Genomic DNA, 25,453 nt, shown 5'->3' with positions numbered 1-25,453 from the left:
CTCCTCTACGTAAAAATATCTAGGATGATCATGTACCTGCGGAAAGACCTCATCAAGCCGCGCATTTATCAGGAGGTTATATTTGCCAGATGCAAGGAAATAAACTCCCTAGTCGTTTTGCCAACAGGACTGGGGAAAACATTGATTGCCCAAATGATAGCAGATTATCGGCTTTCTAAATATGGGGGCAAAATTTTGATGCTGGCACCTACAAAACCCTTAGCTCTCCAGCACAGAGAGAGCTTTGTTAGACTCTTTGATGTTCCTATAGAAAAGGTAAATATTCTCACAGGAGAGATTTCTCCAAATAAGAGGAGTGAAATCTGGAGAAAGAGCATCATAATAACTGCAACCCCCCAAACCATAGAGAATGACCTGGTCGTGGGACGCATCTCCATGGAGGATGTTTCTCTTCTGATTCTCGATGAAGCCCACAGGGCAGTCGGGAATTATGCATATGTTTACATAGCGAGGGAATATATGAGACATGCAGAACATCCTCTAATCCTCGGATTAACGGCATCTCCAGGCAGCAGTGAGGAAAAAATCAAAGAGATTGTAAAAAACCTTCACATAAAACACATTGAGGTTAGAAATGAAAATTCCCCCGACGTCAAGCCCTATATCCAGGGAATAAAGTTAAACTGGGTTGAAGTGGAGCTTCCCGAACTTTACAAGGAGGTCAGAAAACTCCTGAGGGAAATGCTCAGGGGAGCGCTCAAACCTCTGAAGGAAGCCGGATTAGTCAGCTCCTATTCGGCGGATCTGCCCAAAAAAGAAGTCCTCGAAGCCGGGAGAAAGATAAATGCCGAGGTTGCTAGAGGAAACTATGGTATTGGGAGGTTGATGCTCTATCAGGCGATGGCAATGAAGCTCCATCATGCAATAGAGCTTTTGGAGACCCAGGGCTTGAGCACCTTGGCGGCTTATTTGAGAAAGCTTCATCACGAGGCTAAAGGAGGAAAAACAAAGTCCGCAAAGATCTTGATGGAAGATGCCAGGATGAAGAAGGCAATCTATCTCTTAAATCAAGCCAGGGAGCTCGGTCTCGACCATCCCAAAATGGACAGGCTCTTTGAGCTCATCGAAAATCAGATGAATCAAAAGCCGAACTCCAAGATAATAGTCTTCACAAACTACAGGGATACTTCAAAAAAAATTGCAGCTGAAATTAATAAGAGAGGATTTAAAGCCGTTCGCTTTGTTGGTCAGGCAAACAGAGTTAAGGATAAAGGAATGAATCAAAAAAAGCAGAAAGAAGTTCTTGATCTGTTCTCCCGAGGGGCTTTCAATATTTTGGTTGCCACAAGCGTAGGGGAAGAAGGTCTGGACGTGCCCGAAGTTGATCTTGTAATCTTCTATGAACCTGTTCCCTCAGCAATAAGAAGTATCCAGCGCCGTGGGAGGACTGGGAGGCACATGCCCGGAAAAGTAATTATTCTAATGGCTAAAGGAACCAGAGACGAGGCGTATTACTGGAGCGCCAGGAGGAAGGAGAAGGTTATGTTTGCCACCCTTAGGAAGGTGGAGAATATGGTGAAAAGGGAAAAGCAATCCTCGCTTCTGGGTTTTGTTAGAAGAAAAGAGGAGGTTGGAGAAGAACAGCAAAAGCCCCACTTTACAAGGAAAAAGGGCATTGTGGTCTATGTGGATTCAAGAGAGCTCAAAAGTCAGGTTCCCAAGCATTTGAAAGATTTGGGTTCGGAGATTCAGGTGAAAACACTCGATATTGGAGATTATGTTGTGAGTGAAGATGTGGCAGTGGAGAGGAAGTCGGCAAACGATTTCATACAGTCCATAATAGATGGCCGTCTCTTTGAACAGATGGGGCGCTTAAAGGAAGCGTATATGAGACCGGTATTGATCGTGGAAGGGCAGCTCTATGGTATTCGAAACGTTCACCCCAATGCAATAAGAGGGGCTCTGGCAGCTGTTGCCCTCGACTGGGGAATTCCCTTGCTTTTCTCAAACGATGCCCGAGAGACAGCCCAGTTCATCTACCTAATAGCCAAGAGAGAGCAGGAAGAGAGAAAGAAAGAGGTTTCCCTTAGAGGGGAAAAGAAGGCGCTAACTCTGGGTGAGAGACAGAGGCTCATTGTGGAAGGACTTCCAAATGTCTCAGCTACACTTGCAAAACGCCTCTTGAAACACTTTGGAAGCGTTGAGAGTGTATTCACTGCCACCGAGGAGGAACTTATGGAGGTGGAGGGAATAGGTGAAAAGAAAGCCAAGGAAATAAGGAGGGTGATTACTGCACCTTATGTGGAGGAGGACTAAAGGAGCGGCTTCCTTTTGACCCTTCCTCCCGGCTTTTCCTCCTCGAAAATCTCGGCTGTGAACCTGTAAACCTTTGTGGTTTCTTCGAGCCAGCAATCCGGGGGGAGTCCCGCCTTCCAGCATGTCTGGCTCAAAAATTCCTCCTCATCCCATCCCCACTCTACAGGTACCTGCGGAAGTAAAAGCCCGCTGTAAATACCCTTCTCGACTATCAAGCCATCCCTTCCAACTTTAATCTTGTTTGCCCTTTCCCTAGGTTTTCCTTCTATAAGTTCAGGAGGTGTGAGGACACTAACCTCAAGAACCAGAGAGTCCAGCTCCCTCTCCTCCACGGGAGGAAAGCGAGGATCATCAAAGGCTGCATAAATCGCCGCTTTTATTGTGGCTTTTACCAGGGGGTAGATAGGCATGGGAAATCCAATACATCCCCTAAGGGCCCTTTGTGGGGGAACATTATAGCGATTCAGCGTAACAAAAACCCCCATCTTTTCCCAGAGTTCCTGAGGCGTATCCTCCGGGGGCTCAATTTCCTTTCCATTTTTCAGATACCCTTCTATTGCCTTTCTCGCAAGCCTGATAAGAAACTCACCATGTTCGTCGCTAATTTTATACATATCATCACCCTTTAATGGTTCCCCCTCAAAATATTTAATATCACCGCTGGAGCGGGATTCTTTCCACTTCAATCCTGTCCCATGTGGGATATTCCTCGATGATATAAAAGCGCACATCACCTTCAATCGCATCTACAATCTCCAGAGCAACTTCTTCTGGCATTTCTATGCGCTTCTTCTTTTTATTTACATAGAGCCATTCCTCGGGAACGCCCGCTTCTTCAACAAGCAGTGAGTAGAGTTCTTCCAGATCCTCATACTCTGCCACTCCAAAACGGAGGGTTCCATCTTCCGTCATCTCCTGGTATTGCCTCGCAACATTTCTCGCCATTCGCTTTAGACGGTTCCTCAGCTGGACGGCATCCTTAAGCCTGGCGGTGCAGAGGTGATAGTTCAAATTGGTGTTCTTCTCACCCCATTCAAGTATTTGAATGCCAAGCTCCAGGCTTCCTTTTATCGCCGAGCTTTCATTGCTTACCGGTTTAAATCCTCTATCAAAGAGCGCCCTTAGATTTGTCTCACTGAACTCAAGCTCGTTTATATTGAGGAACTTTGCTCCGATGGAATCGAGAAACCCTGCATACCACTTTATCCTATCTCCCTGACCGGGAATTGAAGGAACTTCCCCCCCAAACTCCCAATCAAAATCCCGGGCGTTTTTGATATTTTCAATCTCCCTTTGGAAGAGCTTTGATTTTGGGTTGAAGAGGTCGGGATGAAAGCGAATCTCATCCAGGCCCGCATCGTAGAGTTTTTCAAGGGTTTTTCCGGTAGCTAGAGCTCCCGTTGTGTAGAGATGTATGTGAAATTCCTTTCCAAAATTTTCCTTCAATAGCTTGATATATCCCACAGTCCTGTCGAGCCTCGCCAAAGGATCTCCTCCCGTCACACCAGCTCCGAGAGCTTCCTGAATTCTGGCTTCCTCAAGAATCTCACGCTTTTCGTTTACCGGTCTCTCATTGGCGTATACGACATCCCCTCTTCTCCATGGGCTCAAAGGACAATAATAACAATCTCTGGGGCATATTCCCGTAGTAAAGAGCACGAGCTTTGCTCCTTTAACACAGAGCTTGCATCCCTCAGGTAGCTCCCCCACAACGTATGAATAATAACCGCTCTCCCTCATGAACCCACCAAAAGAAGAGGGAAAAAATACCTTATAAACCTTCACCGGACAATTATTCGATCCAATCTGATTTAACCAAAAATGATTTGAGGAGCTGGTGCATGATTATTTGAGGATTGTAACGAGCTCTTGGATATCCTTATTGCTCATTATTGCTTCAACTTCTTCCAGTATCTTGTCTTTCTGATTCAGTACCAAGGAGGGAGCTTCTATATCTCCGGGGATTATTATATGGATGTTTCCATACTTGAGCTTGGAAATTCCCAGGGTGCTGAAGAGAAACTTTTCATATTTCCTTATACCCTCATGCAGGAATTCCTCCATCACCTCCTTGGGGTATTTCAAATCTCCCCTCTTTAATGTCAGGGCGATATCCATTTTCAGTGCTTTTTTCTGTCCGAAATTTGTGTAGAACTCTTGAGCAGAGATAACAAAGCTCTCGACCTCTATTCCTTTCTCCTTTAGGAAAATTACAATTCCTCTGCCAAATCTCCTGAGCTCGGGGGTGTACCCATCCGGCGCATCCACCAGTATTTTTGATTTTTCATTTGTGGTTTCAGCGGAGGTTGTGAAATCTATTTTCAAGCCTCCTTTTGGTATGTAGAAAATAATGTTTCTGTCTCTGAATTTTTCATTTACCCTCTCAATGGCTTTATACACCACCGATTCTATTACCACCTCCTGATCATAGATAATATAACTCTTTGAATCATCCACCGCCAGATAAGTTGGAATGAGCAAAACCCGCCTCCCATCACTTAAAATTCTCTCCTCTGCCCTAACCAAAAATTTGACAACCTCCATTCCCAGAGTACGAATACCCCTAATGACATTATCCACATAATCGGAACGAATAATTTTGTGATACTGTTGATTATCAGCGAGAATTATTACCTCCTCAACCATTCTCTCACCACCACAACCTCTCTCGTTGTTGGATATGTAACAACATGTATATAAATTTTTCCCAAAAATTTAGACAAATTATAAAATACCCGCCAAATTATTGGAAAATTTGTATAAACACTGCTAAAAATTTGGAAATAATACAAAACACATTGTAAAAAATACAACAACAAATCAGGCTACATCCGTCTGTTCATATATGGAAACGTCCTTAATGTGCTTTATCAGCGTCTGATAAAAGAATTCCTTCATATTACTGGTCATATCATCATCGAGCAGAATATCTGCCTTCCTTGTTGATTTATAGTTTATCCTGTCTGCAGCTCTTATTAACCTCTCCAATATAGGAAGGAGCTGGATCATCAGGGCCCTGAAGAGCTCTGGGTATGCCTCTTCCTCTATCCCTTCGTCGCTCTCCAAGCCAATATAGAAGAGGTATCCCGACATCTGGACCATCATAACAAATTCAGTCTCGGCTATCTCAACGAAGGAAAAATTGTAATTCTTTGATTTGGCTGCGGCAATCATGGCTCCCTTTATGGAAATGATGACACTCTCCCCGTCTATGTCAAATATTAGGTCCTTTGCGAGCTCTCTCTGTGCTATCCCATAGAGGTTTATCATAACTATCCCCCTCTTATTCTGGATATATTTCCCTTTAAATCTTAGGTTAATTTAAATGTGGACTTTTATAACTGCCGGCACCAGCCGACTGAATTCTGAAAAGATTTATATTTCTCTCCACAACTTACCAGTGGGGTGATTGAATGGATCCTAAAAAAGCTGTCTTCAAAGAATCATCCATAGAAGGATTAGAGGAGATTCCCATAGAGGGGCCATGGCTGGAGGATTTGGGGAGATTGGAGGAGATTGTAAAAGGTTACACAAGAATAGGGTTTCAAGCTACCCACCTGGGGAAGGCCATTGAAATCTGGAAGAAGATTGAGAAAAAACGCGAGAAGGGTGAAGAAGTCCGGGTTTTTTTGGGATATACCTCCAACATAGTCTCTTCCGGATTGAGAGAGGTTATAGCATATCTCGTAAAACATAGAAAGGTTGATGTCATTGTTACAACTGCCGGCGGAATTGAGGAGGATTTCATAAAAGCTCTGAAGCCATTCATTCTTGGAGAGTGGAATGTTAATGATGCCTGGCTCAGGGAGCACGGGATAAACAGAATCGGCAACATCTTTGTTCCGAACGATCGCTATATTGAATTTGAAGGATATATGAGGGAGTTCTTCGATAGAATACTCGAAATTGAGAGAGAGCGTGGAGCTGTTACGGCAAGCGAGTTTATCCATGAACTTGGCAGATTTATGGATGAGAAGCTGGGAAAAGAGAAAGAGCACTCGATACTCTACTGGGCATATAAGAATGGAATCCCCATATTCTGCCCTGCAATAACGGATGGATCAATAGGGGACATGCTTTATTTCTATAAAGAGGAAAAGGGGGATAGAGAACTCCTTATAGATGTTGCAAATGATATAGTCAAACTAAACAATCTCGCCGTTGAAGCCAAGGAAACTGCATCCATAATCCTCGGAGGCTCCCTCCCAAAGCACTCGATAATAAATGCAAACCTCTTTAGAGAAGGAACAGACTATGCAATATACATAACCACAGCGATACCCTGGGATGGCTCTTTAAGCGGCGCTCCACCAAGTGAAGGAGTAAGCTGGGGGAAAATTAGGGCAAAAGCAGATTATGTTGAGATATGGGCAGATGCAACGCTGGTATTTCCAATCTTAGTCCACATGGTGATGAAAACATAGATTAAGGGATAGAAACACAAAAGAAAAGAAGATTCACTCCAAAGCTTCTTGGAGCTTCTCGAGAAACATCTTCTCGGGATAGGCTCCTTCAAAGGAGACCTTATCCTCTCCATCAACCCTTATTACGACCTTGGGAACTGCCATAACACTATATCTATCTGCAAGTTCTGGATACTCAATTGCTTCCACCATATCTCCCAAAATCCTGTTCTCCCCGGCGAGTGCATTTTCAAGCGCAAACTTGTGAGCCATTCTAACGGCCATCGGGCAGTAGGGGCATGTTGGAGTAACGAAAACGTATATCTGAACGTCCTTTCCAATGTTCTTAAGGGCTTCCTTTGTCTCGGGCATTAGATCCGTGCTGGCATTTGAAACATCCACTATATCCTCTAGGAATGCCCCGAATTCATGTCCTGCTGGAAGACCAAAGAACCTGACGCCCAAATCCTTCCCATCTTGTGTTATTACGGTTACAGGAGCCATTGAGATCCTGTACTTCTCGGCAAGCTCTTTTTCACTGTCAAAGTCATGGATTTCATATGAGACCAAATCGCTGAGCTCGCTGATTTCTTGGACGAGTTGCTTCAGCTGCTCGCAGTACTGGCAGTGATCCTTCCCCGTAAAGACAATAATCCTAACAGGATTAATTAACTTTGAGAAGAACTCTTCCCTAATAACCTTCTTATCTCCATCACTTATCAATCCCATTCTTCACACCTCCAATTCATCTAAAGGTTTATAACCTTCGGATGCAACATTTAATTAAATCTTTGCCAATTTAAAGTTATCAACCAATGGTTTAGGTGAACAATATATAAGCTTTACGCTACAAATTTGGGTAGGTGGGAACATGACTGAACCCGATATATTTTACATCATAGGGAATAAAGTTAGAAGGGATTTATTGAGTCACCTGACATGCACTGAGTGCTATTTTAGTCTCTTGAGCAATAAAGTTAGCGTCTCATCTACTGCCGTTTCAAAGCACCTGAAGATAATGGAGAGGGAAGGGGTTATCAAATCCTATGAGAAGGATGAACACTTCATCGGTCCGGCACGAAAGTACTACCGTATAACCCTTTCAAAAACATACATCGCCAGCGTGACCCCCAACCTCTTCTGGTACAGCGGGGTTGAGCTAAAAGATACCCTCGAAGAAATGAAGGAGTATTCTGTAGATTTAAGGGATTTAAAAAAGAGCCATGAGAACCTGCAGGAGATGGTAAGCGACTTCATCAAAGCCAACAGAAAATTAAAGGATGTTATTGATGCCCTCAGGGACGTTGAGAGCTACAGAAATCACCTAGTGAAGAGAATAAAAGAAACATACCTTACTGAAATAGGAGATATGACCCAGCTCGCAATCCTCCACTACCTCCTCCTCTACGGGGAAAGCTCCGTGGATGATCTGAGTGATGTTTTGGATCTGAAGGAAAGGGAAGTTTTAAGGAAGGCGGAGGAGTTGAGCAGGTTTGTTCCGTTAATCATAAAAGATAACTTTATTAAGATAGATGAAGCAGAGTTAAAAAAGAAGCTCCAAGAGTAAGATGGTAGGGGGGTTTGAAATGCCACTTCCAAAGGTTAAAATCGATGTAATCAGGGAAAAGTGCTATCTATGCGGCTCATGTGTTGCGGTCTGTCCGAAAGAAGCTATAATAATAGAGAATGACGAATGGGTGTTTCTTCAGGAAAAATGCATCTCATGTAAGTTCTGTGTTTTAGCTTGTCCCGTAGGTGCTTTAAATGCTATACCACTGGAGGAGGAATGAGCTATGCGTTACGATGTTGTTGTAGTAGGTGCAGGTATCGCAGGTCCGATATTAGCAAGAAATCTCGCAAAGCAGGGATTCGATGTTCTCATGATTGATAAGAAAGCAGAGATCGGTTCCCCAAAGAGATGCGCGGAAGGACTTGGAATTGGAAACTTTAAAAAGTATGATATTCCTCTGGACAAACGCTTTATAAACAGAGAGATTTACGGTGCCGCTATCTATTCTCCAAACGGACATAAACTTGAGCTTAGATACAACAGGGTAAGTGGAGTTATTCTGGAAAGAAAGATCTTCGACAAGATGCTCGCTTACTATGCCGGCAAAGCCGGGGCGGAGGTTATGGCGAAGACAGAGGCAACAGGACTTATAAGAAGCGACGGGAAAATCAAGGGGATAAAAGCAAGGCATGAAGGAGAATCCCTAGAAATAAATGCGGATATAATTGTTGCAGCGGATGGTGTGGAGAGCAGGGTTGCAAGGTGGGCAGGTATAAACAGCTTTTTACCCCCTCACGAGCTCGACTCTGCCTACGAGTACGAGATGATTTTGGAGGGCTTTGAGTTTGACCCTGATATGATACATCTCTATTTTGGAAATGAAGTTGCTCCAAGAGGTTATGTGTGGATATTCCCCAAGGACGATGACAGGGCAAACGTTGGAATTGGAATCAACGGGGATAACCCTAACACAGCCAAATACTACCTCGAAAAGTGGCTAAAGGAGAACAACATTAAGGGTAGCAAAATCCTCGAGGTAAATGTCGGCGGCGTTCCCGTTGGAGGCTTCTTGAAGGAGCTCACAAAGGAAAACGTTGTCGTGGTTGGGGATGCTGCCCGTCAGGTGAACCCGATGCACGGTGGAGGAATGGCCGAGGCAATGGAAGCCGCTACAATAGCATCAAAATGGATTTCAAGAGCACTTGAAGAGGGAGACCTGAGCCTTCTCGAGAACTACACCACCGAATGGTGGGCGAATGACGGGGAAAGACTCATGAAGGTGCTCGAGATAAGGAAGATAAGTGAAAAACTAAGCGATGATGAGCTGGACGCTGCCGTGCAGGCATTAAGCGGAGCAGATGCCGAGAAACTGGCTGCAGGAGACTATAGGCAGGTGTTTAAAACACTTATAAAGCACCCAAAAATTCTCCTAAAACCAAAGATGCTCAAATTATTGCGGGAAGCTCTATAGCTCTATTCCCTTTACTTTATCACTGACATATCCCTCAAGAATCTCCACTTTAACTTCTCTGCTTTCCCCGGTCAAGTCACTCATAAGTTCAACACCCTTTGCGTAGTCCCAGAGCCTTCTCTTTGCATCGTCGTCGATTTTTTCGCACATGATTATGATTTCCCTCTCATTCTCCCTTGAAACAATATCTATAACCCTCTTTGCATCACTGGCGGTAAACAGACCTTTCTTTTTAAAGAGCACGTACATCACCATAATTGTTTTATTATGTAATTAAATGATTAAAGATTTAAAGAAAAATCATTCGAAGAGATCTTCGAGCTTGACATCGATTTTGTCGGGGATGAATGGAAGAACGTGCCTTGTTGTTTTCGGTGAGTAAACCTCGTCCCTCTTGACGAGCTCCATGACCTCTTCCTTGCTCGGCGCTTTCCTTATGAAGACATAGTTAATCTCTTCTTTATCCATATCCTCCTTGGCATCCTCCTTAAGACCGTAGTAGATGAGCTCTATCTCTCCCTCAACGCTCATCTCATCGAGAACCTTGCTGACCTTCTTCTGCTCCGGGATGCCTCCGGGAATTTCATAGGCTTTGTCCTTACCAACTAGAGCAAAAGCGATCTCTCCACGCTCGGCTTTTTCTTCAGCCTCGTTACTTTCAATTATTTCAAGCCCTTCCTTTTTCAAGCGCTCAATAACCTTGTTCAGGTCCCCCTTGAAAGCGGGATACCATGTGTAAACTTTAACATCATCACTGAAATAGTCCAAGATCACGGATGGTGCCTTCTTAGCGCCGAGCTTTTGGAGCCCTGCCCATCTGTGGTGTCCATCCACTATTAAATATAAGTCCTCCCCTGGGACCTTCGCCAAGAGCATAGGCTTCCAGAAGATTCCTGACCCGGTTACACTTTCAACAAACGCCTCAAGCTCTTTTTGAACGAGTTGCTCGTGAGGCTTCATCTTATCGAGCTCAATAAAAACATAATCAACCTTTTTTATGGGGATGTCGTATTTTGGAACTTTTTCCACTCCCATTTTCAGACCTCCGTCGAATCTTTCAATGTTGTAAAACGTTTCATTAAATAAAAACCTTGCCATCCCGTGATATCTATAGCAAAAGAGATTTAAAGGAAAGAAAAATACACTTTCTTTTGATTGACCATGATAACGGTTAGTGTGAGAATCCCTGACAGGAGTGCAAAGGCGATAATAATAAATGCTCCTCCCAAGGCATATTTTTTGATAGAAAACCTGCTCACGTATAAAAAAAGCTATGGAAGGTGGGAAACCTCGGAAAGCCTTTATGATGCATACGAGCGCTCTTTTCCTCTCGGACTTATCCCCCGCATCAGAGAGTTTTTGAAATCCAAGGGTATGAGGCTCAGAGTCAGAGATGAGAGAAGGATCTATTCCATACCTCTGGAGGCGGAGTGGAATGAAAAAATTGTGCTTAGACCTTACCAGAAGAGGGGTGTTAAAAAGGCTTTAAAGGAAGGTATGGGCGTTCTGGCTTTGCCCGTTGGAAGCGGGAAGACGATAGTAGGATTGAGGATAATCTATGAACTCGGAATTTCTGCATTGATAATAGTGCATACAAAGGAACTTCTCTATCAGTGGGCGGAGCAGATTGAGAGGGTTTTAAATGTTAAGCCCGGGCTCATAGGGGATAACAAATGGGAGGAAAAACCGGTAACCGTAGCCATGATCCAGACCCTTCTCTCGAGGGGCGTTGATAAGCTTGAAATTCCCTACGGAGTCGTGATGTTTGACGAGTGCCACAGAACTTCGGCGGCTCAAAAATTCTTTGAGGTGGGAACCGCTTTGACCCAGAAGTACCGCTTTGGGCTCTCAGCCACTCCATGGAGGCGCGTTAGGGGCGAGGAAATCAAGATTGAGGGGGTTATAGGTCCCATAATCTATGAAATTAAAGCAGATACTCTCATAAAAGAGGGCTTTCTGGCCAAGCCGAAGTTCAGGGTCTTGAGGTATGAATCCGAGAAGGTGCCCTTCAGCGAGCGCTATAAGGAATTCTATGAAGAAATGGTGATGAACCACAAGGCCAGGAATAATGCCATAATCAAAGAGGCGGTCAGGCTTGCCAGACAGGGACACAGAGTTTTGATCGATGTTAAGAGAATTGAACACGGTGAGAATCTTGTAAATGACCTTAAAAAACACGGTATCAACGCCGAGTTTCTGAGCTCTCAGACATCCAACAGGTGGGAGATACTCGAGCGTTTCAAGAGGGGAGACATACACGTGCTCGCATCAACGCTTTTAAAGGAAGGTGTCGACATTCCCGAGATCTCCGCTATAATACTTGCAGGTGGCGGTAAGAGTGACGTGATGACAATACAAACCATAGGAAGGGCTTTGAGGCCAAAGGAATCAGGGGGAAAGGCTATAATTGTGGATATACTCGATGATGATCCCCTTCTCTACACCCACTTCATAGAACGTCAGAAAGCACTCATGTGCTATTACGGGAAGTACTATGATAAGGCTCTCGTAAAAGAGTTTGGGATAGGAGCTAAAGGGCATTGAACCACTCCTCAAAGAGGGCAGCTCTCAAAAATGCTCTGGAGAAGCGTTCAAAGAACTCCCTTTTTGCTTTTTCAACTGAGCTCTCATCTATTTCAAATCTTAAACTTGGATATTTAATTTCCCAGAGAACCAGATTTTCTGCAGGTGCCGGAGGGAGCTTCCTATCAACCTTGAGATTTAGCATGTCCTCAACCTCACCCTCACTCAAGCAGGAGAGGCCGCACATCTTCAGAGCCGTCACAATTCTCCTTATCATCTCCCAGAGAAAGCTCTCTCCCGAGAACTCCAGAACTACCAGCTTGCCTTTTTTGGATATTTTAATATCATCCAGCGTTCGAACAGGATTTTTAAACTGCTCAAGCCTTGCAAAGTTGGAGAAGTTGTGGGTTCCTATAAAGAGTTTGGAGCATCTTTTCATGGCATTTAAATCAAAGCCCTCATCCACCATATAATACCTGTAAATCTTTCCTTCCGCCGAGTACCTGGGGTGGAAATCCTCTCCAACCCCAGCAATCCCGAGAACCCATATGTCCTTCAGATGATGGTTTAAAATCCTTGGCTGCACCAATTTTAGATTTTCCGTGTCAAAGGAGACCACGTTCCCGAAGGCACTTACCCCACGATCGGTTCTTGATGCTCCTTTAAAGTTGTTTTCCCTGGGCCCTTTAATTATGTCAAGCTTCTGGAGCGCTCTGATCAGCTCTCCTTCGACGGTTTTGACACTTTTTTGTCTCTGAAAGCCAAAGAATTTTGTGCCGTCATAGGCTACCTTTAGGGCTATTCTCACCTCTACCGCCGAAAAATTTTTAAAATTCTCCCAATATATAAGCTTTGCGAGAATTCTGGAATTTAAAGCACATTAAGATTTTTCAACTTGATCCATTAATGTACCCAAGCGTTCATTCGGGCACCCTTAAATACTCCCTTGTCTTTAGTTATGTAAACCTTTAAAAAGGTAAAAGAAAATTGTCCAAAAATTCGGGAGAAAGCCGCAGGTTGTTTGGAATTAAGACAAGAAAATCGAGGTAAAGCTTAAATTAAAACAGTTCAAAGAAATGTACGGAGGTGATGAAATGGATTTGCTGTATGTAAGTGAAATTGAGATAGTGTCTGCAATAGAGAACTTTGAGCTCATGTTCCAGCAGATATTAAAGAGGCTAAAAAAGGATTAATTTTTCTCTTCTTCTGGATGTTTCTTGATCCTAACCAGATATCCCAGATAAACAAAGCCGTAAATCCCCAAGAATCCACTCATAAAAACGCCAAAGACATCCACAAGGGTGAGTCTAAAATCATAGAGTGTTATGCCGAGGGTTCCAACGGCTATAAGAACCACTGCTGCAAGCGATTTTATCCCCCACTCTTCCAGAAGCCCTACAAATTCAAAGCCGCTCCAGACAAGAATCTCAAAGAAGAGAAAAGCTGATTTCACATCCCCTTTTTTCCAGTAATATATGCTTGAGACAGTCAGCAGGAGCATTATTAAAATCTTCCCACCGTATTTATATTTCTCCATCAGCTTTGGGATTGTGAGACCTATGAGCACAGCCATGACAAGTGCAACGAAAAAGTATATGTCCATCCAATCACCTTAGGAAATTAGGAAAAAGGGGCAAATAAACCTTTCTTCGAAAGCACCTTTCTTCGAAACTCCCCTAGAGGAAGCTTCCTCTGTAAAGCGGGCGCAGATAAACCTCAAAGGCAGCTACAGGAACTTCCATACCCCAGTTCTCGAGCACCTGAGGATGTATCTCTCCTATAATCCCTATCTCTCTTCCTCCCACCAGGATTTTCCCGCTCCTTCCAGATATGAACGAAGGATGCTCCACCTCTTCAATCTCATACTCAAAGCCCAGATGTCTCATCAAGCCCTCAAGTATTTCCTTGGCTTCAGTGAAAGTTACCCTGGGATGAGCTAGGACTATGGCAAGCCTATCCTCACTCCTCGTCTTTGTTTCGGCTTTTTCATTGATAACCGTGGCTTTACCAACCTCAAACAGTCTCTGAGGATACTCCTCATGGGTGTTCTGGCTCAGAAACTCCATTAAGGAGGGGATAATCCAGCTCCTGAGCGCACTCCACTTCATGCTTATGGGGTTTTCGATTTCAACGATCTCACCATCTTCAATCCGCATCTTTGTGAACTGCACTTCTCTGTTCGTCAGATTGAACGTCATGACCTCCTGAAGTCCAAAACCCACCATTAAGTCCCTTATGGCGTTTATGAAATCCGTGAAATCGCTCCCCTTCCCTTGGACAGCAAGCTCCGGCTCCTCTGGTTCAATCTCATTGTAGCCGTAGGCTATGAGAACATCCTCAAGAACATCTCTGGGGTGCATCAAATCGTTTCTGAAGGAGGGGTATTTGAGCCTTGCCTTTCCATCTTCAAGCTCAACTTCATACATCATGCGCTCAAGGAGCCCCTTTATCTCCTCGTTGGAGAGCTCGATTCCGGTGAGCCCTTTTATGTAATCAAGCTCAACTTCAAATTCTTTGGGACTTAAATCGGGTGTCCGGATCTCAAAATCTCTGTAAACCACCCTAACGCTCCTTATCTTCCCGCCTCTCTCCGCAAGTGCTGTGACAACAACGCTGAGAGCTAGCATTATCTTCTCCAAATCCCATCCAGTTATGTCAACAAAGACGTTCTTCGTATTCTCCGTTACCCTCCCTGTGAGCTCGGAATTAATAACCGGAGGCATAGAGAGAACATTTCCCTCGCTGTCCATGAGGAGAGGGTAATAGGGCTTGTCCTTTATCAGATGCCCGTATTCCTTTCCCTTTTCATGTTTTTCCAGGATTTCCCTTAGAGTGAGCTCCTCCTCAAAACCGAGGGGAATGAATTTCTCTTCTGGAGAAGCCGCCCTGTAGTATATAGGAGGTTTTACTTTATCGAAGTCAAAAACGCCTATGGCTACTTCACTTCTCCTCCTCCCAAATGTTAGAGCCACTTTTTCCTGGAGATTTATCATCTGCTTTAGGGCTTCATCATCGAGGCTGAGACCCTCCACAATGGCATAAACACCATAGGGTCTTATATCTCTGAGCTTTTCATCAACGTAAACAGTAACATCGCTCTTCTCAACTTCATATTTTGGAAGTCCCCTTCTAATCCCAAGGGCCCACTTCACCTGTCGTGCAATTCCCTCGGCACTCCACAGGTCGGGTCTGTTTGTGTCCTTTGCATCGGCTTTAAAGTATATCCTCCCCTCATGCTCCCAAACATCATCGAGCTCGCATTTGGCATATAAAAATAGATCCTCCCACTCCTCAACGCTGAAGCTCTTTCCAACGAGCCTCTCCAGATCATCCTTCGAAACCTCGAACTTTGGCATTTCTAACCCTCCTCACCAGACGAGTTTTGCCTCCCTAAGCCATTTCAAATCGTAGCTAAAGAGGTATCTTATATCATCTATTCCAAGCTTGAACATTGCCAGTCTGTCTATTCCAATTCCCCATGCAATCACCGGAGCATCCACGCCCAGAGCCTTTGTCATCTCCTCTCTGAACACTCCAGCTCCTCCAAACTCGACCCATCCAAGCTCCTCGTGATAGGCACTCATCTGGACGCTGGGTTCCGTGAATGGATAATAATCCGGTAGAAACTTTACCTTCTTTGCTCCAGCGATTTCAACGGCAAAGCGCTTCAATATTCCAAGGAGATGCTTGAAGGTTAGCTCCTCTCCAACTACGAACCCGTCGACCTGATTGAATTCTATCAAATGGGTTCTATCAAGGACGTCCGGTCTAAATACCCTCTGAATTGCGAAATACTTACCGGGAATTTGAACTCCCTTGGCAAGCTGGCGTGCACTCAAAGCCGTTGCATGCGCTCTTGGCATTAAGAGCATCGCTTTTTGGGGATCCCACCTGTAGCCCCATCCTCTCGAACCTGTTTTCCAGCCATGCTCATGTGAAGCCCTTACCCTTTCCACAAGCTCTTTCTCGGGCAAGTGCCCCATTTTTGGGTGTTTCAATTGATATGTGTCCGTCCAGTCCCTTGCGGGGTGATTTTGGGGCTGGAAAAGTGCATCAAAGTTCCAAAACTGGGTCTCTATGAGGCTCTCCACTTCCATCTCTATGAATCCCATCTCAATGAGTTTTCTTCTAATTTTATCGAGGAAGGCCCTGTAAGGCTGTTTTTTACCGGGAAATGGAACTTTTACGGGCGCTTTTATATTGTACCTCCTGAATTCAACTTTCCGCCACTTCCCGCTTTTTATGAGCTCCGGCGTTAAAATCGAGACTTCTTCCTTTAATTCGAGTCCCTTCCTAACTAATTCCATTCCCGCCTCCGTTATTTCGACTTCCCTTTCACTTCTGCTATCCTCCTCACCTATCCTTCTTCTTTTGAGCTCCTTAAGAGAAACAAACTTCTCAGCCTCCCCGCTCTCAACTTCACCTCTCTCCGCCAGAATCTTCAGGATTCTATCAATCGGTCGCTCTTTATTAAGATCCTCTCTTCCTTTTTCCGTAATTGTAAGAATGAGTTTTCCTTCTTCTTTTTTTACATTTGCCCATCCTTCCCTCCTCAGGAGACCTATTATGGGCTTCAGCTCATCCTCACTCAAAACCCGGGCAAGCTCTTCGAGCGTTACCTTCTCCCTCTCTGCTAGGAATTTTAGTGCCCTCCTCTCGGGGAGCCCTTTTTGAGCATACTCTTTTCCAAGTTCGGTGATTCTAATAAGCTTTATCTGCCGCTCATGAATTTTAGCCAATCCCTTGCTTTGAAGACCCAGTAGTGCTCTCATCACAGCGACCTGATCGATGCCGGCTTCCTTCACCACATCCTCATATCTGGCTTTCTTTAGCTTTCCGAGAACCATGAGTGTGAGCTTCTCGTGATAGCTTAACTCCATCTTTCGCACCTCGAATTTAATTGAGATTGGATTACTTAAAAATTGCGGTTCCAATCGTCCCCCTATTTACTTGAAAAATATTTAATCTTTATGAAAATCCTTTGAATTGTAGAAAACTATTTAATGAAGAAAATACAAAGAGATATGGAAACAACGTAAAAGAGGTGCTTGATATGGAGAATGTTGAGGAAGGAAAGAAAACGTCTTTGGGTTTGGATGAGAATGTGGAGGGGGCTTTAGCATACCTGCTTGGTTTTATTACTGGAATTGCATTTTTGTTGTTAGAGAAGGAAAGTGATTTTGTTAGGTTTCACGCTATGCAATCCACGATCGTATTTTTAGGGCTTTTCATCATCGATGTCATCCTTAGACTCATACCATTCCTTGGATGGTTGCTTGGAATACTCATAAGCCTCATAGGATTAATCGTGTGGATTGTAGGAATGATCAAAGCATACCAGGGCGAATTATACAAATTCCCAATAGTAGGAGACATAGCGGAGGGGCAGCTTGAAAAGATGAGCATCTGATTTTCACAAATTTTCTCCGGATTTCTTAAATTTTTCATCTAACTCTTTTCTGCAGGTTTTAACCTCACTCAGAAGTTCTTCAATCTTTTTTCTTCCCTCATCATCCTTCACTTTTATCCGAAGAGTAGTTAGAATTCCCTCCAAAAAACCGTATATGCCAAGTTCTACGTAATCTCTTCCTTTTTTGGGCTCAATTGCTCTGTTAAGAGCGATAAAAGAGTCTATCTTTTTTAAAGCTTCCATTTCTCCATGCTCCTCGCATAGGGATTTGACTCTTTCAACGATGCTCTCCATTTTTATCCCCTCTGGAAATAGGCAAAGCACTTTTAAAGGATTATGCTGAATACAATAGTGCATCGGATGCAAAAATTTTTAAATGCTTTTGATTTATTATTTTTGGAAAATTTTTGCAAAGATGTTAATAATTTGGAGGTGGCGCTCATGTGTGCGTATCACAGAGGTAGGAGTAGCAGAGGTAAAGGTGGAAAAAAGAAGCATACCCCAGGTAGTGGAGAGGAGATAATCAGAGTTCCCCTCCCACGAGAAAATCAGGTTTTTGGAGTGGTCGAACAGGCGTTGGGTTCGGGATGGATGGACGTCAGATGCTCAGATGGCAATATTAGAAGATGCAGGATCCCCGGCAAGCTCAGGAAGAGAATGTGGGTCAAGGTGGGGGATATCGTCATAGTGGAGCCATGGCCCGTCCAGACGGATGAGAGAGGGGATATCAAATATCGTTATACGAGGACCCAGGTTGACTGGCTTCTCAGGAGAGGAAAGATTACCCAAGATTTCATCTCAGGTGGAGTCTTCCTTTAGTGATGATTATGAAAGTTGAGGACATTGATAGGAAGGTTTTCGAACTGCTTGGATTGCATGAGGAGAGGGAAAGGGATAGTGAGCTCTATAAAGTGTTCAGCGAGGTTTTTGACAGGACAACCATGGACACACTCGAGTACCTTAAAAAGAGAGGGCAGATTGAGGTGCTCTTTGGGGTTATTTCAACGGGAAAGGAAGCAAATGTCTTCAGGGGATTTAACAAAAAGGGAGAACAGATAGCCGTTAAGATTTATAGGACGTATACCACGGATTTTAGGAGGATATGGGAGTATCTGGCAGCGGATCCTAGGGTGAGGTATGTCCCGAAAGACATAAGAAAGCTTGTGTTTGCTTGGACTAGAAGAGAGTTCAAGAACCTCCAGAGAGCCATGAAATATGCGGTTAGGGTTCCAGAGCCGCTGGCATTCCGCAACAACGTTCTGGTGATGGAGTTCATAGGGGGTGAGTATCCTGCCCCAAGGCTCAAGGATGTTGAAAAGGCTTTGGGTCCTGAAGAATTTGAGGAGCTGTACTCCTACACGATGAGAGTAATTGAGAGGCTTTGGAAGAGGGGAGAAATGGTGCACGGCGATCTGAGCGAATACAACATCCTGATGTGGGATAAGCCGGTGATAATAGATTGGTCTCAAGCAACCATAAGCAGAAATCGAATGTCCAAAACCTTGCTTTACCGCGATTTGAGGAATATAACCAACTACTTTGCCAAAAAAGGTGTTGATGTTGATAATCCTGATGATAAACTAATAGAGCTGGTTGGTGAGCGGCATGAGCGAGTTTGAGAAGAAGCTGAAGGAGTATGGGAGTGAAAACTTCCACGATGAAGTTTATAATGAGGATTACGTGAGAGTTCCAAGGGAGAGGATAGGAGTATTGATCGGCAAAAAGGGCGAGACCAAAAAAGAAATTGAGGAGAGGACAAAAACCCACATAGACATCGATAGCGAAAGTGGAGAGGTTTTTATAAGCAGCACGCATGAGACTGAAGACCCTCTAGCCGTCTGGAAAGCCAGGGATGTTGTGAGAGCTATTGGACGGGGCTTCAGTCCTGAAAAAGCCTTTAGACTTTTGGATGAAGGTGAAACACTTGAGGTTATTGATCTCACGGACATCCTCATAGGCAATGACAAGCACGCCCTCCCGAGGGTTAGAGGGAGAATTATCGGAAGGAGAGGGAGAACCAGAGAAATAATAGAAGAGATGAGCGGAGCGTATGTGAGCGTTTATGGAAAGACCGTTGCAATAATCGGAAATCCGATACAGGTTGAAATTGCAAAGAATGCCATTGAAAAACTCGCAAAGGGCTCACGTCACGGTTCCGTTTACAAGTATCTCGAAAGAAAGAAGAAAGATTTGGAGCTGGAGGAAATTAGCTATGAGAGGATTTGAACGTTGTGGAGGGAGTATCCATGGCTAAATCCGAAGCAAAGGAGCTCTTTAAGGAATTTAAAATCCAGAGTGTTAGTGAGTTCTTCAGAAGAAATGCCGCAATGCTCGGCTACACAGGGAAGGTGCGCTCCCTGACGACCATAATCCATGAAGCTGTTACCAACGCACTTGACGCATGTGAGGAAGCTGGAATCCTGCCCTATGTGAGGGTGGAAATTGAGGAACTCGGAAAAGAGCACTATAAAATCATAGTCGAGGACAACGGACCGGGTATTCCCGAGAAGTTCATAACCCATGTCTTTGGTAAGATGCTTGCGGGAACCAAGGCACACAGAAACATCCAGAGCAGGGGGCAGCAGGGTATAGGTATAAGCGGTGCCGTCATGTTTGCCCAGATGACAAGCGGAAAGGCAACCCGTGTAATAACATCCACGGGGGATGATGTTACTCTCGAGGCATGGGTGATGATAGACGTTGACAAAAATGAGGGCAAGGTTGTCAGGAAGATAAGACACAAGAACAGGGAAGGATGGAGAGGAACCAGGATTGAGATGGAGGTCAAGGATGTTAGATACATCCGCTCAAAGCAGGGGCCCTACTGGTATCTGAAGTTAACCGCGATAGCGAATCCCCATGCTCATATAGAGCTTATAGAACCGGATGGAAAACTCATAGTTTTCCCCAGGGGTAGCGAGGAGATTCCTGATCCTCCGGAGGAGATGAAACCTCATCCCCGCGGCGTGATCACGGACGATATCTTTAGAATGGCAAAAAAAACAAGGAGGAACAGCATAAAGCGATTCCTTGTGGGAGAATTCTCGAGAATCAGCGACCAGAAGGTTGATGAAATCGTCCGGTATATGGCAGCTCTGAGGCTCATAAAAAGTGTTGAAGAGGACAAAAAGAGAGAACAGCTCTATGAGAGGCTTGCAAATGGAGATGTGAAGCTGATTTTGAAGGGCTTTGGTAAAAGAGGAAAGGCTGTTTTGAGGGAAACCTCCAAAATCATGGAGAAGCCTCCCGAAAAGCTCACATGGCACGAAGCCGAGGAGATAATAGAGGCGTTCAAGTATATAAAGTTCCTTGCTCCCCCAACAAGTGGGCTGAGACCCATAGGGGATGAAAACATAGAGCGCGGGCTTGTGAATATACTGAGCCCTGAGTTTGTGACGTCTCTAACGAGACCCCCAAAAGTTTACCGTGGTGGAATTCCCTTCCAGGTTGAAGTGGGATTGGCCTTTGGCGGTAATTTAACGGGCTTTGATATTTTGAGGTATGCAAACAGGGTGCCGCTCCTCTTCGATGCGGGGTCATGTGTGACAACATCTGCAGTGAAGAGCGTGGAATGGAAGCGCTATAAAGTGGATAACCTTGAAGATGCACCTCTCGTAGTTTTTGTTAACGTGATAAGCGTCCACGTACCATATACAAGCACGGGCAAACAGAGCATAGCCAGCGAGAGCGAAATCTATGATGAGATAAGGCTTGCACTGATGGAAGCCGGAAGGAGGTTAATGCGCTATTTAAGCGGCAAGCATAAGAAGCTCCATCAGGTAAAGAGGAGAAAGACCCTTGAGAAGTATGTGAATGAAGTTGCTCAGGCTCTCTCAATATTAATTGAGAAGCCTCCGGAGGAGATTAGAACCCACTTCGTTAACCTAATCGAAAGGAGATTTGAAGAGGCTGCCCAAGCGGAGGGAGGAGCATGATCAAGAAGGAAAAACCAAAGGAACGCTTCAGCTACGATCCCAAAAAAATCGTTAAGAAGCTTGAGGAAATAGGAAACCAGATTTACGAAGCTGTTAGGGAGGGCAGGAACCCCTACATAGATGTCCCAACGAGAGGAATAAGCAATATATACTACGATAAAAAATCGAAGCTCATCAAGATGGGAAAGCAGACTTCAAGGCGCTATTTTCTCCACGTTGCTCACGCGAGAAAGTTCATGCAGACACTCCTCATAGCCTCATACATAAAGCGGCTGGTGAGCGAGGGAAAGCACGCCAGCCTTAGAGAAGCATATTATGCCAACAAACACAGCATCGGAGGAAGCAAGGAGAACACCTTTGAAGATCAGAGCGAAAGCAACCCTATAATCGAGGATCTGGAGAGAACCCTTGGTGTTTTGAGAGAAGAGATGCACATAACGGCGGACAGAAGAGGCTACATCTACGGTGATATAACCATCCAGGACGGAGAGGATGAGTTCAACACATCGAGGCTCGGTATGGGAGGATGGGCCGTCCCCGGAACGGTGGAGCACCTAAAGTTCACCCAGATAAATGTGGATTATGCTCTGGTTGTGGAAACGGCCGCTATGGCTGATCGTTTAATTGAAGAAAAGTTTCCCAAGAAGCAAAATGCTCTAATTATAGCCACCCAAGGGCAGGCTTCAAGGGGTGTGAGACGTCTCATTCATCGCTTGCACTATGAGGAGGGGCTTCCAATAATAGTCTTCACAGATGGTGATCCCTATGGATGGTACATCTACTCCACCATAAAACAGGGATCCATCAACCTGGCATATTTGAGCGATAAGCTCGCAACACCGGGAGCAAAATTTGTTGGAATGACGATGGATGATATAAAGCGCTATGGATTGGAGAGGGTTACGGAAAAGCTCAAGGGTGTTCCACCAAACAAGAAAGGAGGCCCCACCGCGGATTACAAGCGTATCCTTGAAGAGATGGAATATCCCTGGTTCCAGAATAAGGAGTGGCAGAGGCAGTTTAAGCTTGCATTGAAGCTGGGAGTGAGGATTGAACAGCAGGCACTTGCCCACAAGAGCTTGGAATTTGTTGCCAAGGAGTACTTACCCGAAAAAATAGCCAATGAGGAACTGCTGCCATGACGACCACTGAAGAGCTGGTCTCTAGGGTTAATGTGATATTGGACGAGATAAAGGCAAATATGCCCAGGTTATTTGAGAGTAGCGTTCCTCATATCGCCTTTCAGCTGAACCGTCAGCTTAAAGTGCTGGAGGAATTGAGGAATGAACTTGAGAGGAGGGTGGGAATAACGACACCCTCCACGGCATTTCTCGAGAGAAGTCAGAGGGATCCAAACATTCACTGGATTTACAGGAAAAAACACAATCGACTTCTCGCTATAGACCGGGTGAAAAGTGCCATAATGGCACATAAGATTGCTCTGGGCCATATAGCGGCGAACTATCAGTTTTATGAAAATAAAAGGGAGATTGAGCTCAAGGACATAAAAGACCCGGAGAAGATTCGGGCAATACGGAGGGGGATTAGCATAGGAAGGCTGGAAATAGTGCCCTATCTCGGGTATTCCGGGGATATTTTGAGGATCCTTAGTCAGAAAGATGTTGAGGTTAGAGAAGCATTCAAAGCCATAAAGGGGAAGCTCAAGGAGAGAGGAACACTCAAAAGGGTGGGATATCATCTGGAGGTTGAATATTTCGAGAACAACAGGTTGAAGACAGCCAGGATAACCCTCCCCGAAGATGTGGATATAGATTATGAACTCAAAAAGAGGTACGGGCACCTCATAAGATGGAAAATATTGACCCCTGTAAAAACGAAGGGGATTTTGATAAACAATCATTTCACCGTGGATAATCTGGCCCTCGCTTATGCATCTCTAAACCCAAAGAAAGCCATGAACATGCTGGCATTTGATCTATTCAGGTATTACATAATAACGTCGGAGAAGGACAGGGAAGCACTGAGCCTATACCCCGATATCAAGATTTCAATTGACTGTCATTATTCTCTTTTTGATGAGCCCTTTAGAGGAGAACCATTCTTTAGGACGGGTTTTGGCAGCATGCTCCTCATAAGAAAGGCAGAGGTAGAGAAGATGCTCGTGGGAAAAAGGAGCAACATATCAACCATTCCCAATTACCTCCTAGGAGCGATTATATTCTATGGCACAAGCCCATACAATGAAAGAGAAACCTCCGAATTTCTGGGGTTGAGCGAGAAGGAGGTTCAGGATGCACTGTGGAAGATTGCAATATCCGGAATCCCCCTTGAGATTTTTGGAGATCGGAGGAAATTTGAAAAATTCATGCCCAAGGAGGAGATAGTTGTGGAGTTTTTAAAAGCCCTTGAAGAGGGAGAGGGTGATGATGGAGCTAAAGGCAAGAAACAACGAAGAGCTTCTAAGAAAGATAGACGAAAATCTTGAACCCGGTGTGGTTGAGGTCTACATTAATTTGAGACCCACTAGGGAGATAGTTGTTAGAATTCTCAAGAGGGCACCAACCGTCAAAGTTATAGGGTGTCCTCCAAGCCTCTATCCAAAGGTCTCCAGGAAGGTTATAACGGCACTCGACAGGATAGGGATTAAGCTCATCCCCGTGAAGCACCCGAGGGGGAGGCCGAGAAAATATGATGACGGCACGATGGCAAAGGTGAAGCGCATGCTGAGGAACGGAAAGAGCCTGAAGGAGATTAGCAGGGAGCTTGGCATTCCCCTGAGGACCCTTTACTATATGGTGAACGGCAAATGAGAAGGGTCTTGCTTTTTCTATCCTTTTTCATTCTCATTGCAATGCTTTTTGGAGCAACGGCGGAACGGGGCACGGGTGCCTTCAACATAGAATGGATTTATTTCGGAATGTGGGTCTTTCTCCTCGCTCTCTTCGGGGTGGTTTCATGGTTCATCATGGCTCATGGCATTCCTGTGGCTCCCAGAAAGAGGAAAAGCATGGGAAAAAGGGATATCCTAATGCTGATTTTGACGGTCGCTGCATTGATATTCGCCATTAATCGTCTTCTTTCGGAAAAGCCGGAACTCGAAAAACCTGCTCCGGGCCCCAAACTAAGATATCCCGAGATAAATCTCTTCAATTTCTCGTCATCCCTCAAAATATTCTATTCACCATTTCAGTGGTATCTCTATGCTCTCCCTCTCGTAATTTTGGTCATTCTACTGCTGCATTTTAGAAAGAGGCACAGGATGGATGAGGAACTTCCCATTTTTGAACCGGAGCTGACCTTTGACAGCATAGAAGGAACGGAGGATGAGAGGGTTATAAAGATGTATAAGAACCTCGTTGCCGGGCTCATTAAAAAGGGTTATCCATATCAGAAGAGCTGGACCCATTGGGAGCATGAAGAGCACCTCAAGAACATATTTGAGGACCTGCAGGATCTCCACACTCTAACCGCAATATTTGAAAAGGCAAAATACGGAAAGAAGCTGAGTGAGGGAGATGTTAAAAAAGCCAGGGAGAGCTATGAAAACCTCATGCAATTCCTCCGCTAGCCCCCCGAGACCACAGGGATGATCTCAACGTAGTCCCCCTCGTTAATCCTCGTGTCCTCCAGGACAACTTTGCCGTTGACCTTTGCCACAGCGCTCTCCGTATTGAAACCCATCTCCTTGATGACATCCTTCACCTTCATGCCCTTATGCCACTCCATCTCCTTCTCAATTCTCCTTCCTATGACCTTGATCCTTATCATTCTCCCCACCATGCGCTATCTTGAAGGAGGGCTTATTAAGTTTGAGGTATGAGTTTGAGGTAAGAGATTAAAAAGAAAAATCACATGAGCATTCCTTCAAGCTTCTCGACAAAGCGGGTGCTCCTCTTTATGTCCGCGAAGTATTCCTTGGCTTTTTCAACGTGTTCCTTCTCCACCCTTTCCTTCGCCAGAACA

At 44.7% G+C, this 25,453-nt stretch carries 28 protein-coding genes; 15 read left to right on the top strand and 13 right to left on the bottom strand.

The genetic code is table 11. From position 1 onward, the window contains the following. Positions 1-30 precede the first annotated feature (30 nt). Positions 31-2,277, top strand: a complete 2,247-nt coding sequence (locus ACXJGZ_RS00485) for a DEAD/DEAH box helicase (protein ID WP_456397761.1) — start codon at positions 31-33, stop codon at positions 2,275-2,277. On the opposite strand, the gene ACXJGZ_RS00480 is transcribed toward ACXJGZ_RS00485, so the two are convergent. From ACXJGZ_RS00480 to ACXJGZ_RS00465, 4 genes are all read right to left on the bottom strand, one after another. Further along, a complete protein-coding gene (locus tag ACXJGZ_RS00480) occupies positions 2,274-2,891 on the bottom strand; it encodes a TIGR00296 family protein (RefSeq protein ID WP_456320986.1) in 618 nt (205 codons plus the stop codon). The genes ACXJGZ_RS00485 and ACXJGZ_RS00480 overlap by 4 nt on opposite strands. A gap of 40 nt (positions 2,892-2,931) precedes the next feature. Further along, a complete protein-coding gene (locus ACXJGZ_RS00475) occupies positions 2,932-4,017 on the bottom strand; it encodes a radical SAM protein (protein WP_456397747.1) in 1,086 nt (361 codons plus the stop codon). Positions 4,018-4,122: 105 nt separating this feature from the next. Further along, entirely contained in the window at positions 4,123-4,923 is an 801-nt protein-coding gene (locus tag ACXJGZ_RS00470) for a hypothetical protein (protein WP_456397745.1), read from the bottom strand. A gap of 174 nt (positions 4,924-5,097) precedes the next feature. Next, the gene (locus ACXJGZ_RS00465) at positions 5,098-5,547 is read right to left on the bottom strand and encodes a hypothetical protein (RefSeq protein WP_456320984.1); all 450 of its coding nucleotides are present in this window, start codon (positions 5,545-5,547) and stop codon (positions 5,098-5,100) included. 143 nt (positions 5,548-5,690) lie between these two features. Here ACXJGZ_RS00465 and ACXJGZ_RS00460 point away from each other — a divergent pair, with 143 nt between their 5' ends. Continuing rightward, positions 5,691-6,701 (top strand): deoxyhypusine synthase, encoded by a 1,011-nt coding sequence (locus ACXJGZ_RS00460; RefSeq protein WP_293254010.1) that lies wholly within the window; start codon positions 5,691-5,693, stop codon positions 6,699-6,701. Between the two features lie 33 nt (positions 6,702-6,734). Here the strand turns inward: ACXJGZ_RS00460 and pdo are convergent, their stop codons facing one another. Continuing rightward, positions 6,735-7,409 (bottom strand): protein disulfide oxidoreductase, encoded by a 675-nt coding sequence (gene pdo / locus ACXJGZ_RS00455; RefSeq protein WP_456320983.1) that lies wholly within the window; start codon positions 7,407-7,409, stop codon positions 6,735-6,737. 142 nt (positions 7,410-7,551) lie between these two features. Here pdo and surR point away from each other — a divergent pair, with 142 nt between their 5' ends. Genes surR through ACXJGZ_RS00440 form a run of 3 tightly spaced genes read left to right on the top strand, consistent with a single transcriptional unit; the run spans position 7,552 to position 9,661 of the window. Beyond that, positions 7,552-8,247, top strand: coding sequence for a sulfur metabolism transcriptional regulator SurR (gene surR, locus ACXJGZ_RS00450; RefSeq protein ID WP_456320982.1), 696 nt, complete (start codon positions 7,552-7,554; stop codon positions 8,245-8,247). A 19-nt stretch (positions 8,248-8,266) separates the two neighbouring features. Continuing rightward, positions 8,267-8,470, top strand: a complete 204-nt coding sequence (locus ACXJGZ_RS00445; protein WP_293254000.1) for a DUF362 domain-containing protein — start codon at positions 8,267-8,269, stop codon at positions 8,468-8,470. Between the two features lie 3 nt (positions 8,471-8,473). Continuing rightward, the gene (locus ACXJGZ_RS00440) at positions 8,474-9,661 is read left to right on the top strand and encodes a geranylgeranyl reductase family protein (RefSeq protein ID WP_456397741.1); all 1,188 of its coding nucleotides are present in this window, start codon (positions 8,474-8,476) and stop codon (positions 9,659-9,661) included. Here ACXJGZ_RS00440 and ACXJGZ_RS00435 read toward each other — a convergent pair. Together ACXJGZ_RS00435 and serK are read right to left on the bottom strand one after the other, a co-directional pair. After that, a complete protein-coding gene (locus ACXJGZ_RS00435) occupies positions 9,656-9,904 on the bottom strand; it encodes a hypothetical protein (protein ID WP_456326137.1) in 249 nt (82 codons plus the stop codon). The genes ACXJGZ_RS00440 and ACXJGZ_RS00435 overlap by 6 nt on opposite strands. A gap of 57 nt (positions 9,905-9,961) precedes the next feature. Next, positions 9,962-10,696 (bottom strand): L-serine kinase SerK, encoded by a 735-nt coding sequence (serK, locus tag ACXJGZ_RS00430; RefSeq protein WP_456326125.1) that lies wholly within the window; start codon positions 10,694-10,696, stop codon positions 9,962-9,964. A 126-nt stretch (positions 10,697-10,822) separates the two neighbouring features. Between serK and ACXJGZ_RS00425 the strand changes: the two genes are divergently transcribed. Further along, the gene (locus ACXJGZ_RS00425; protein ID WP_456397759.1) at positions 10,823-12,205 is read left to right on the top strand and encodes a DEAD/DEAH box helicase; all 1,383 of its coding nucleotides are present in this window, start codon (positions 10,823-10,825) and stop codon (positions 12,203-12,205) included. Here ACXJGZ_RS00425 and truA read toward each other — a convergent pair. From truA to pheS, 4 genes are all read right to left on the bottom strand, one after another. Next, positions 12,192-12,992: a tRNA pseudouridine(38-40) synthase TruA gene (truA, locus tag ACXJGZ_RS00420; RefSeq protein WP_456320979.1), complete on the bottom strand. Its 801-nt coding sequence runs from the start codon at positions 12,990-12,992 to the stop codon at positions 12,192-12,194. The two genes, ACXJGZ_RS00425 and truA, sit on opposite strands and share 14 nt — an antisense overlap. A gap of 381 nt (positions 12,993-13,373) precedes the next feature. After that, positions 13,374-13,787: a hypothetical protein gene (locus ACXJGZ_RS00415; protein WP_456320978.1), complete on the bottom strand. Its 414-nt coding sequence runs from the start codon at positions 13,785-13,787 to the stop codon at positions 13,374-13,376. 73 nt (positions 13,788-13,860) lie between these two features. Further along, positions 13,861-15,540 carry a phenylalanine--tRNA ligase subunit beta gene (gene pheT, locus ACXJGZ_RS00410; RefSeq protein ID WP_456320977.1) on the bottom strand — a complete coding sequence of 560 codons (1,680 nt, stop codon included), beginning with the start codon at positions 15,538-15,540 and terminating at the stop codon, positions 13,861-13,863. Between the two features lie 12 nt (positions 15,541-15,552). Further along, positions 15,553-17,064, bottom strand: coding sequence for a phenylalanine--tRNA ligase subunit alpha (pheS, locus tag ACXJGZ_RS00405; RefSeq protein WP_456320976.1), 1,512 nt, complete (start codon positions 17,062-17,064; stop codon positions 15,553-15,555). A gap of 173 nt (positions 17,065-17,237) precedes the next feature. Here pheS and ACXJGZ_RS00400 point away from each other — a divergent pair, with 173 nt between their 5' ends. Beyond that, on the top strand, positions 17,238-17,594 hold the full coding sequence (locus ACXJGZ_RS00400) for a DUF4870 domain-containing protein (RefSeq protein ID WP_456320975.1): 357 nt from the start codon (positions 17,238-17,240) through the stop codon (positions 17,592-17,594). A 3-nt stretch (positions 17,595-17,597) separates the two neighbouring features. Here ACXJGZ_RS00400 and ACXJGZ_RS00395 read toward each other — a convergent pair whose 3' ends face one another. After that, positions 17,598-17,888 (bottom strand): DUF3216 domain-containing protein, encoded by a 291-nt coding sequence (locus ACXJGZ_RS00395; RefSeq protein ID WP_456320974.1) that lies wholly within the window; start codon positions 17,886-17,888, stop codon positions 17,598-17,600. A 147-nt stretch (positions 17,889-18,035) separates the two neighbouring features. Here ACXJGZ_RS00395 and eif1A point away from each other — a divergent pair, with 147 nt between their 5' ends. From eif1A to ACXJGZ_RS00355, 8 genes are read left to right on the top strand one after another with little or no spacing between them, the layout of a single operon-like run. Continuing rightward, positions 18,036-18,413, top strand: a complete 378-nt coding sequence (gene eif1A / locus ACXJGZ_RS00390; RefSeq protein WP_456326122.1) for a translation initiation factor eIF-1A — start codon at positions 18,036-18,038, stop codon at positions 18,411-18,413. Positions 18,414-18,421: 8 nt separating this feature from the next. After that, positions 18,422-19,213, top strand: a complete 792-nt coding sequence (locus ACXJGZ_RS00385) for a serine protein kinase RIO (protein ID WP_456397757.1) — start codon at positions 18,422-18,424, stop codon at positions 19,211-19,213. After that, positions 19,200-19,820, top strand: a complete 621-nt coding sequence (locus ACXJGZ_RS00380; RefSeq protein WP_456320972.1) for a KH domain-containing protein — start codon at positions 19,200-19,202, stop codon at positions 19,818-19,820. The genes ACXJGZ_RS00385 and ACXJGZ_RS00380 overlap by 14 nt, the downstream gene beginning before the upstream one ends. Before the next feature lie 20 nt (positions 19,821-19,840). Beyond that, positions 19,841-21,529 (top strand): DNA topoisomerase VI subunit B, encoded by a 1,689-nt coding sequence (gene top6B, locus ACXJGZ_RS00375; protein WP_456397736.1) that lies wholly within the window; start codon positions 19,841-19,843, stop codon positions 21,527-21,529. Beyond that, positions 21,526-22,671: a DNA topoisomerase IV subunit A gene (locus ACXJGZ_RS00370; protein WP_293257469.1), complete on the top strand. Its 1,146-nt coding sequence runs from the start codon at positions 21,526-21,528 to the stop codon at positions 22,669-22,671. The genes top6B and ACXJGZ_RS00370 overlap by 4 nt, the downstream gene beginning before the upstream one ends. Next, the gene (locus tag ACXJGZ_RS00365; protein ID WP_456320969.1) at positions 22,668-23,975 is read left to right on the top strand and encodes a DUF530 family protein; all 1,308 of its coding nucleotides are present in this window, start codon (positions 22,668-22,670) and stop codon (positions 23,973-23,975) included. The genes ACXJGZ_RS00370 and ACXJGZ_RS00365 overlap by 4 nt, the downstream gene beginning before the upstream one ends. Next, complete coding sequence (locus ACXJGZ_RS00360) at positions 23,911-24,300, top strand: DUF1699 family protein (protein ID WP_293257463.1); 390 nt, start codon at positions 23,911-23,913, stop codon at positions 24,298-24,300. The genes ACXJGZ_RS00365 and ACXJGZ_RS00360 overlap by 65 nt, the downstream gene beginning before the upstream one ends. Then, positions 24,297-25,058 carry a DUF4129 domain-containing protein gene (locus ACXJGZ_RS00355; RefSeq protein WP_456397733.1) on the top strand — a complete coding sequence of 254 codons (762 nt, stop codon included), beginning with the start codon at positions 24,297-24,299 and terminating at the stop codon, positions 25,056-25,058. The genes ACXJGZ_RS00360 and ACXJGZ_RS00355 overlap by 4 nt, the downstream gene beginning before the upstream one ends. Here the strand turns inward: ACXJGZ_RS00355 and ACXJGZ_RS00350 are convergent. Further along, complete coding sequence (locus ACXJGZ_RS00350; RefSeq protein ID WP_293257457.1) at positions 25,055-25,258, bottom strand: MoaD/ThiS family protein; 204 nt, start codon at positions 25,256-25,258, stop codon at positions 25,055-25,057. The two genes, ACXJGZ_RS00355 and ACXJGZ_RS00350, sit on opposite strands and share 4 nt — an antisense overlap. Between the last annotated feature and the right edge of the window lie 195 nt (positions 25,259-25,453).

The sequence above is a fragment of the Palaeococcus sp. (in: euryarchaeotes) genome (assembly GCF_053987695.1).
Note: the sequence above shows the minus strand (reverse complement) of the source record. Positions and strands in the feature narration are given on the sequence as shown.

Excerpts from the sequence above, each read along its gene's own strand:
- ACXJGZ_RS00485 (WP_456397761.1), top strand. The coding sequence starts at position 31 with ATGTACCTGCGGAAAGACCTCATCAAGCCGCGCATTTATCAGGAGGTT.
- ACXJGZ_RS00480 (WP_456320986.1), bottom strand. The coding sequence starts at position 2,891 with ATGTATAAAATTAGCGACGAACATGGTGAGTTTCTTATCAGGCTTGCG.
- ACXJGZ_RS00475 (WP_456397747.1), bottom strand. The coding sequence starts at position 4,017 with ATGAGGGAGAGCGGTTATTATTCATACGTTGTGGGGGAGCTACCTGAG.
- ACXJGZ_RS00470 (WP_456397745.1), bottom strand. The coding sequence starts at position 4,923 with ATGGTTGAGGAGGTAATAATTCTCGCTGATAATCAACAGTATCACAAA.
- ACXJGZ_RS00465 (WP_456320984.1), bottom strand. The coding sequence starts at position 5,547 with ATGATAAACCTCTATGGGATAGCACAGAGAGAGCTCGCAAAGGACCTA.
- ACXJGZ_RS00460 (WP_293254010.1), top strand. The coding sequence starts at position 5,691 with ATGGATCCTAAAAAAGCTGTCTTCAAAGAATCATCCATAGAAGGATTA.
- pdo (WP_456320983.1), bottom strand. The coding sequence starts at position 7,409 with ATGGGATTGATAAGTGATGGAGATAAGAAGGTTATTAGGGAAGAGTTC.
- surR (WP_456320982.1), top strand. The coding sequence starts at position 7,552 with ATGACTGAACCCGATATATTTTACATCATAGGGAATAAAGTTAGAAGG.
- ACXJGZ_RS00445 (WP_293254000.1), top strand. The coding sequence starts at position 8,267 with ATGCCACTTCCAAAGGTTAAAATCGATGTAATCAGGGAAAAGTGCTAT.
- ACXJGZ_RS00440 (WP_456397741.1), top strand. The coding sequence starts at position 8,474 with ATGCGTTACGATGTTGTTGTAGTAGGTGCAGGTATCGCAGGTCCGATA.
- serK (WP_456326125.1), bottom strand. The coding sequence starts at position 10,696 with ATGGGAGTGGAAAAAGTTCCAAAATACGACATCCCCATAAAAAAGGTT.
- ACXJGZ_RS00425 (WP_456397759.1), top strand. The coding sequence starts at position 10,823 with ATGATAACGGTTAGTGTGAGAATCCCTGACAGGAGTGCAAAGGCGATA.
- ACXJGZ_RS00415 (WP_456320978.1), bottom strand. The coding sequence starts at position 13,787 with ATGGACATATACTTTTTCGTTGCACTTGTCATGGCTGTGCTCATAGGT.
- pheT (WP_456320977.1), bottom strand. The coding sequence starts at position 15,540 with ATGCCAAAGTTCGAGGTTTCGAAGGATGATCTGGAGAGGCTCGTTGGA.
- pheS (WP_456320976.1), bottom strand. The coding sequence starts at position 17,064 with ATGGAGTTAAGCTATCACGAGAAGCTCACACTCATGGTTCTCGGAAAG.
- ACXJGZ_RS00400 (WP_456320975.1), top strand. The coding sequence starts at position 17,238 with ATGGAGAATGTTGAGGAAGGAAAGAAAACGTCTTTGGGTTTGGATGAG.
- ACXJGZ_RS00395 (WP_456320974.1), bottom strand. The coding sequence starts at position 17,888 with ATGGAGAGCATCGTTGAAAGAGTCAAATCCCTATGCGAGGAGCATGGA.
- eif1A (WP_456326122.1), top strand. The coding sequence starts at position 18,036 with ATGTGTGCGTATCACAGAGGTAGGAGTAGCAGAGGTAAAGGTGGAAAA.
- ACXJGZ_RS00385 (WP_456397757.1), top strand. The coding sequence starts at position 18,422 with ATGAAAGTTGAGGACATTGATAGGAAGGTTTTCGAACTGCTTGGATTG.
- ACXJGZ_RS00380 (WP_456320972.1), top strand. The coding sequence starts at position 19,200 with ATGAGCGAGTTTGAGAAGAAGCTGAAGGAGTATGGGAGTGAAAACTTC.
- top6B (WP_456397736.1), top strand. The coding sequence starts at position 19,841 with ATGGCTAAATCCGAAGCAAAGGAGCTCTTTAAGGAATTTAAAATCCAG.
- ACXJGZ_RS00370 (WP_293257469.1), top strand. The coding sequence starts at position 21,526 with ATGATCAAGAAGGAAAAACCAAAGGAACGCTTCAGCTACGATCCCAAA.
- ACXJGZ_RS00365 (WP_456320969.1), top strand. The coding sequence starts at position 22,668 with ATGACGACCACTGAAGAGCTGGTCTCTAGGGTTAATGTGATATTGGAC.
- ACXJGZ_RS00355 (WP_456397733.1), top strand. The coding sequence starts at position 24,297 with ATGAGAAGGGTCTTGCTTTTTCTATCCTTTTTCATTCTCATTGCAATG.
- ACXJGZ_RS00350 (WP_293257457.1), bottom strand. The coding sequence starts at position 25,258 with ATGATAAGGATCAAGGTCATAGGAAGGAGAATTGAGAAGGAGATGGAG.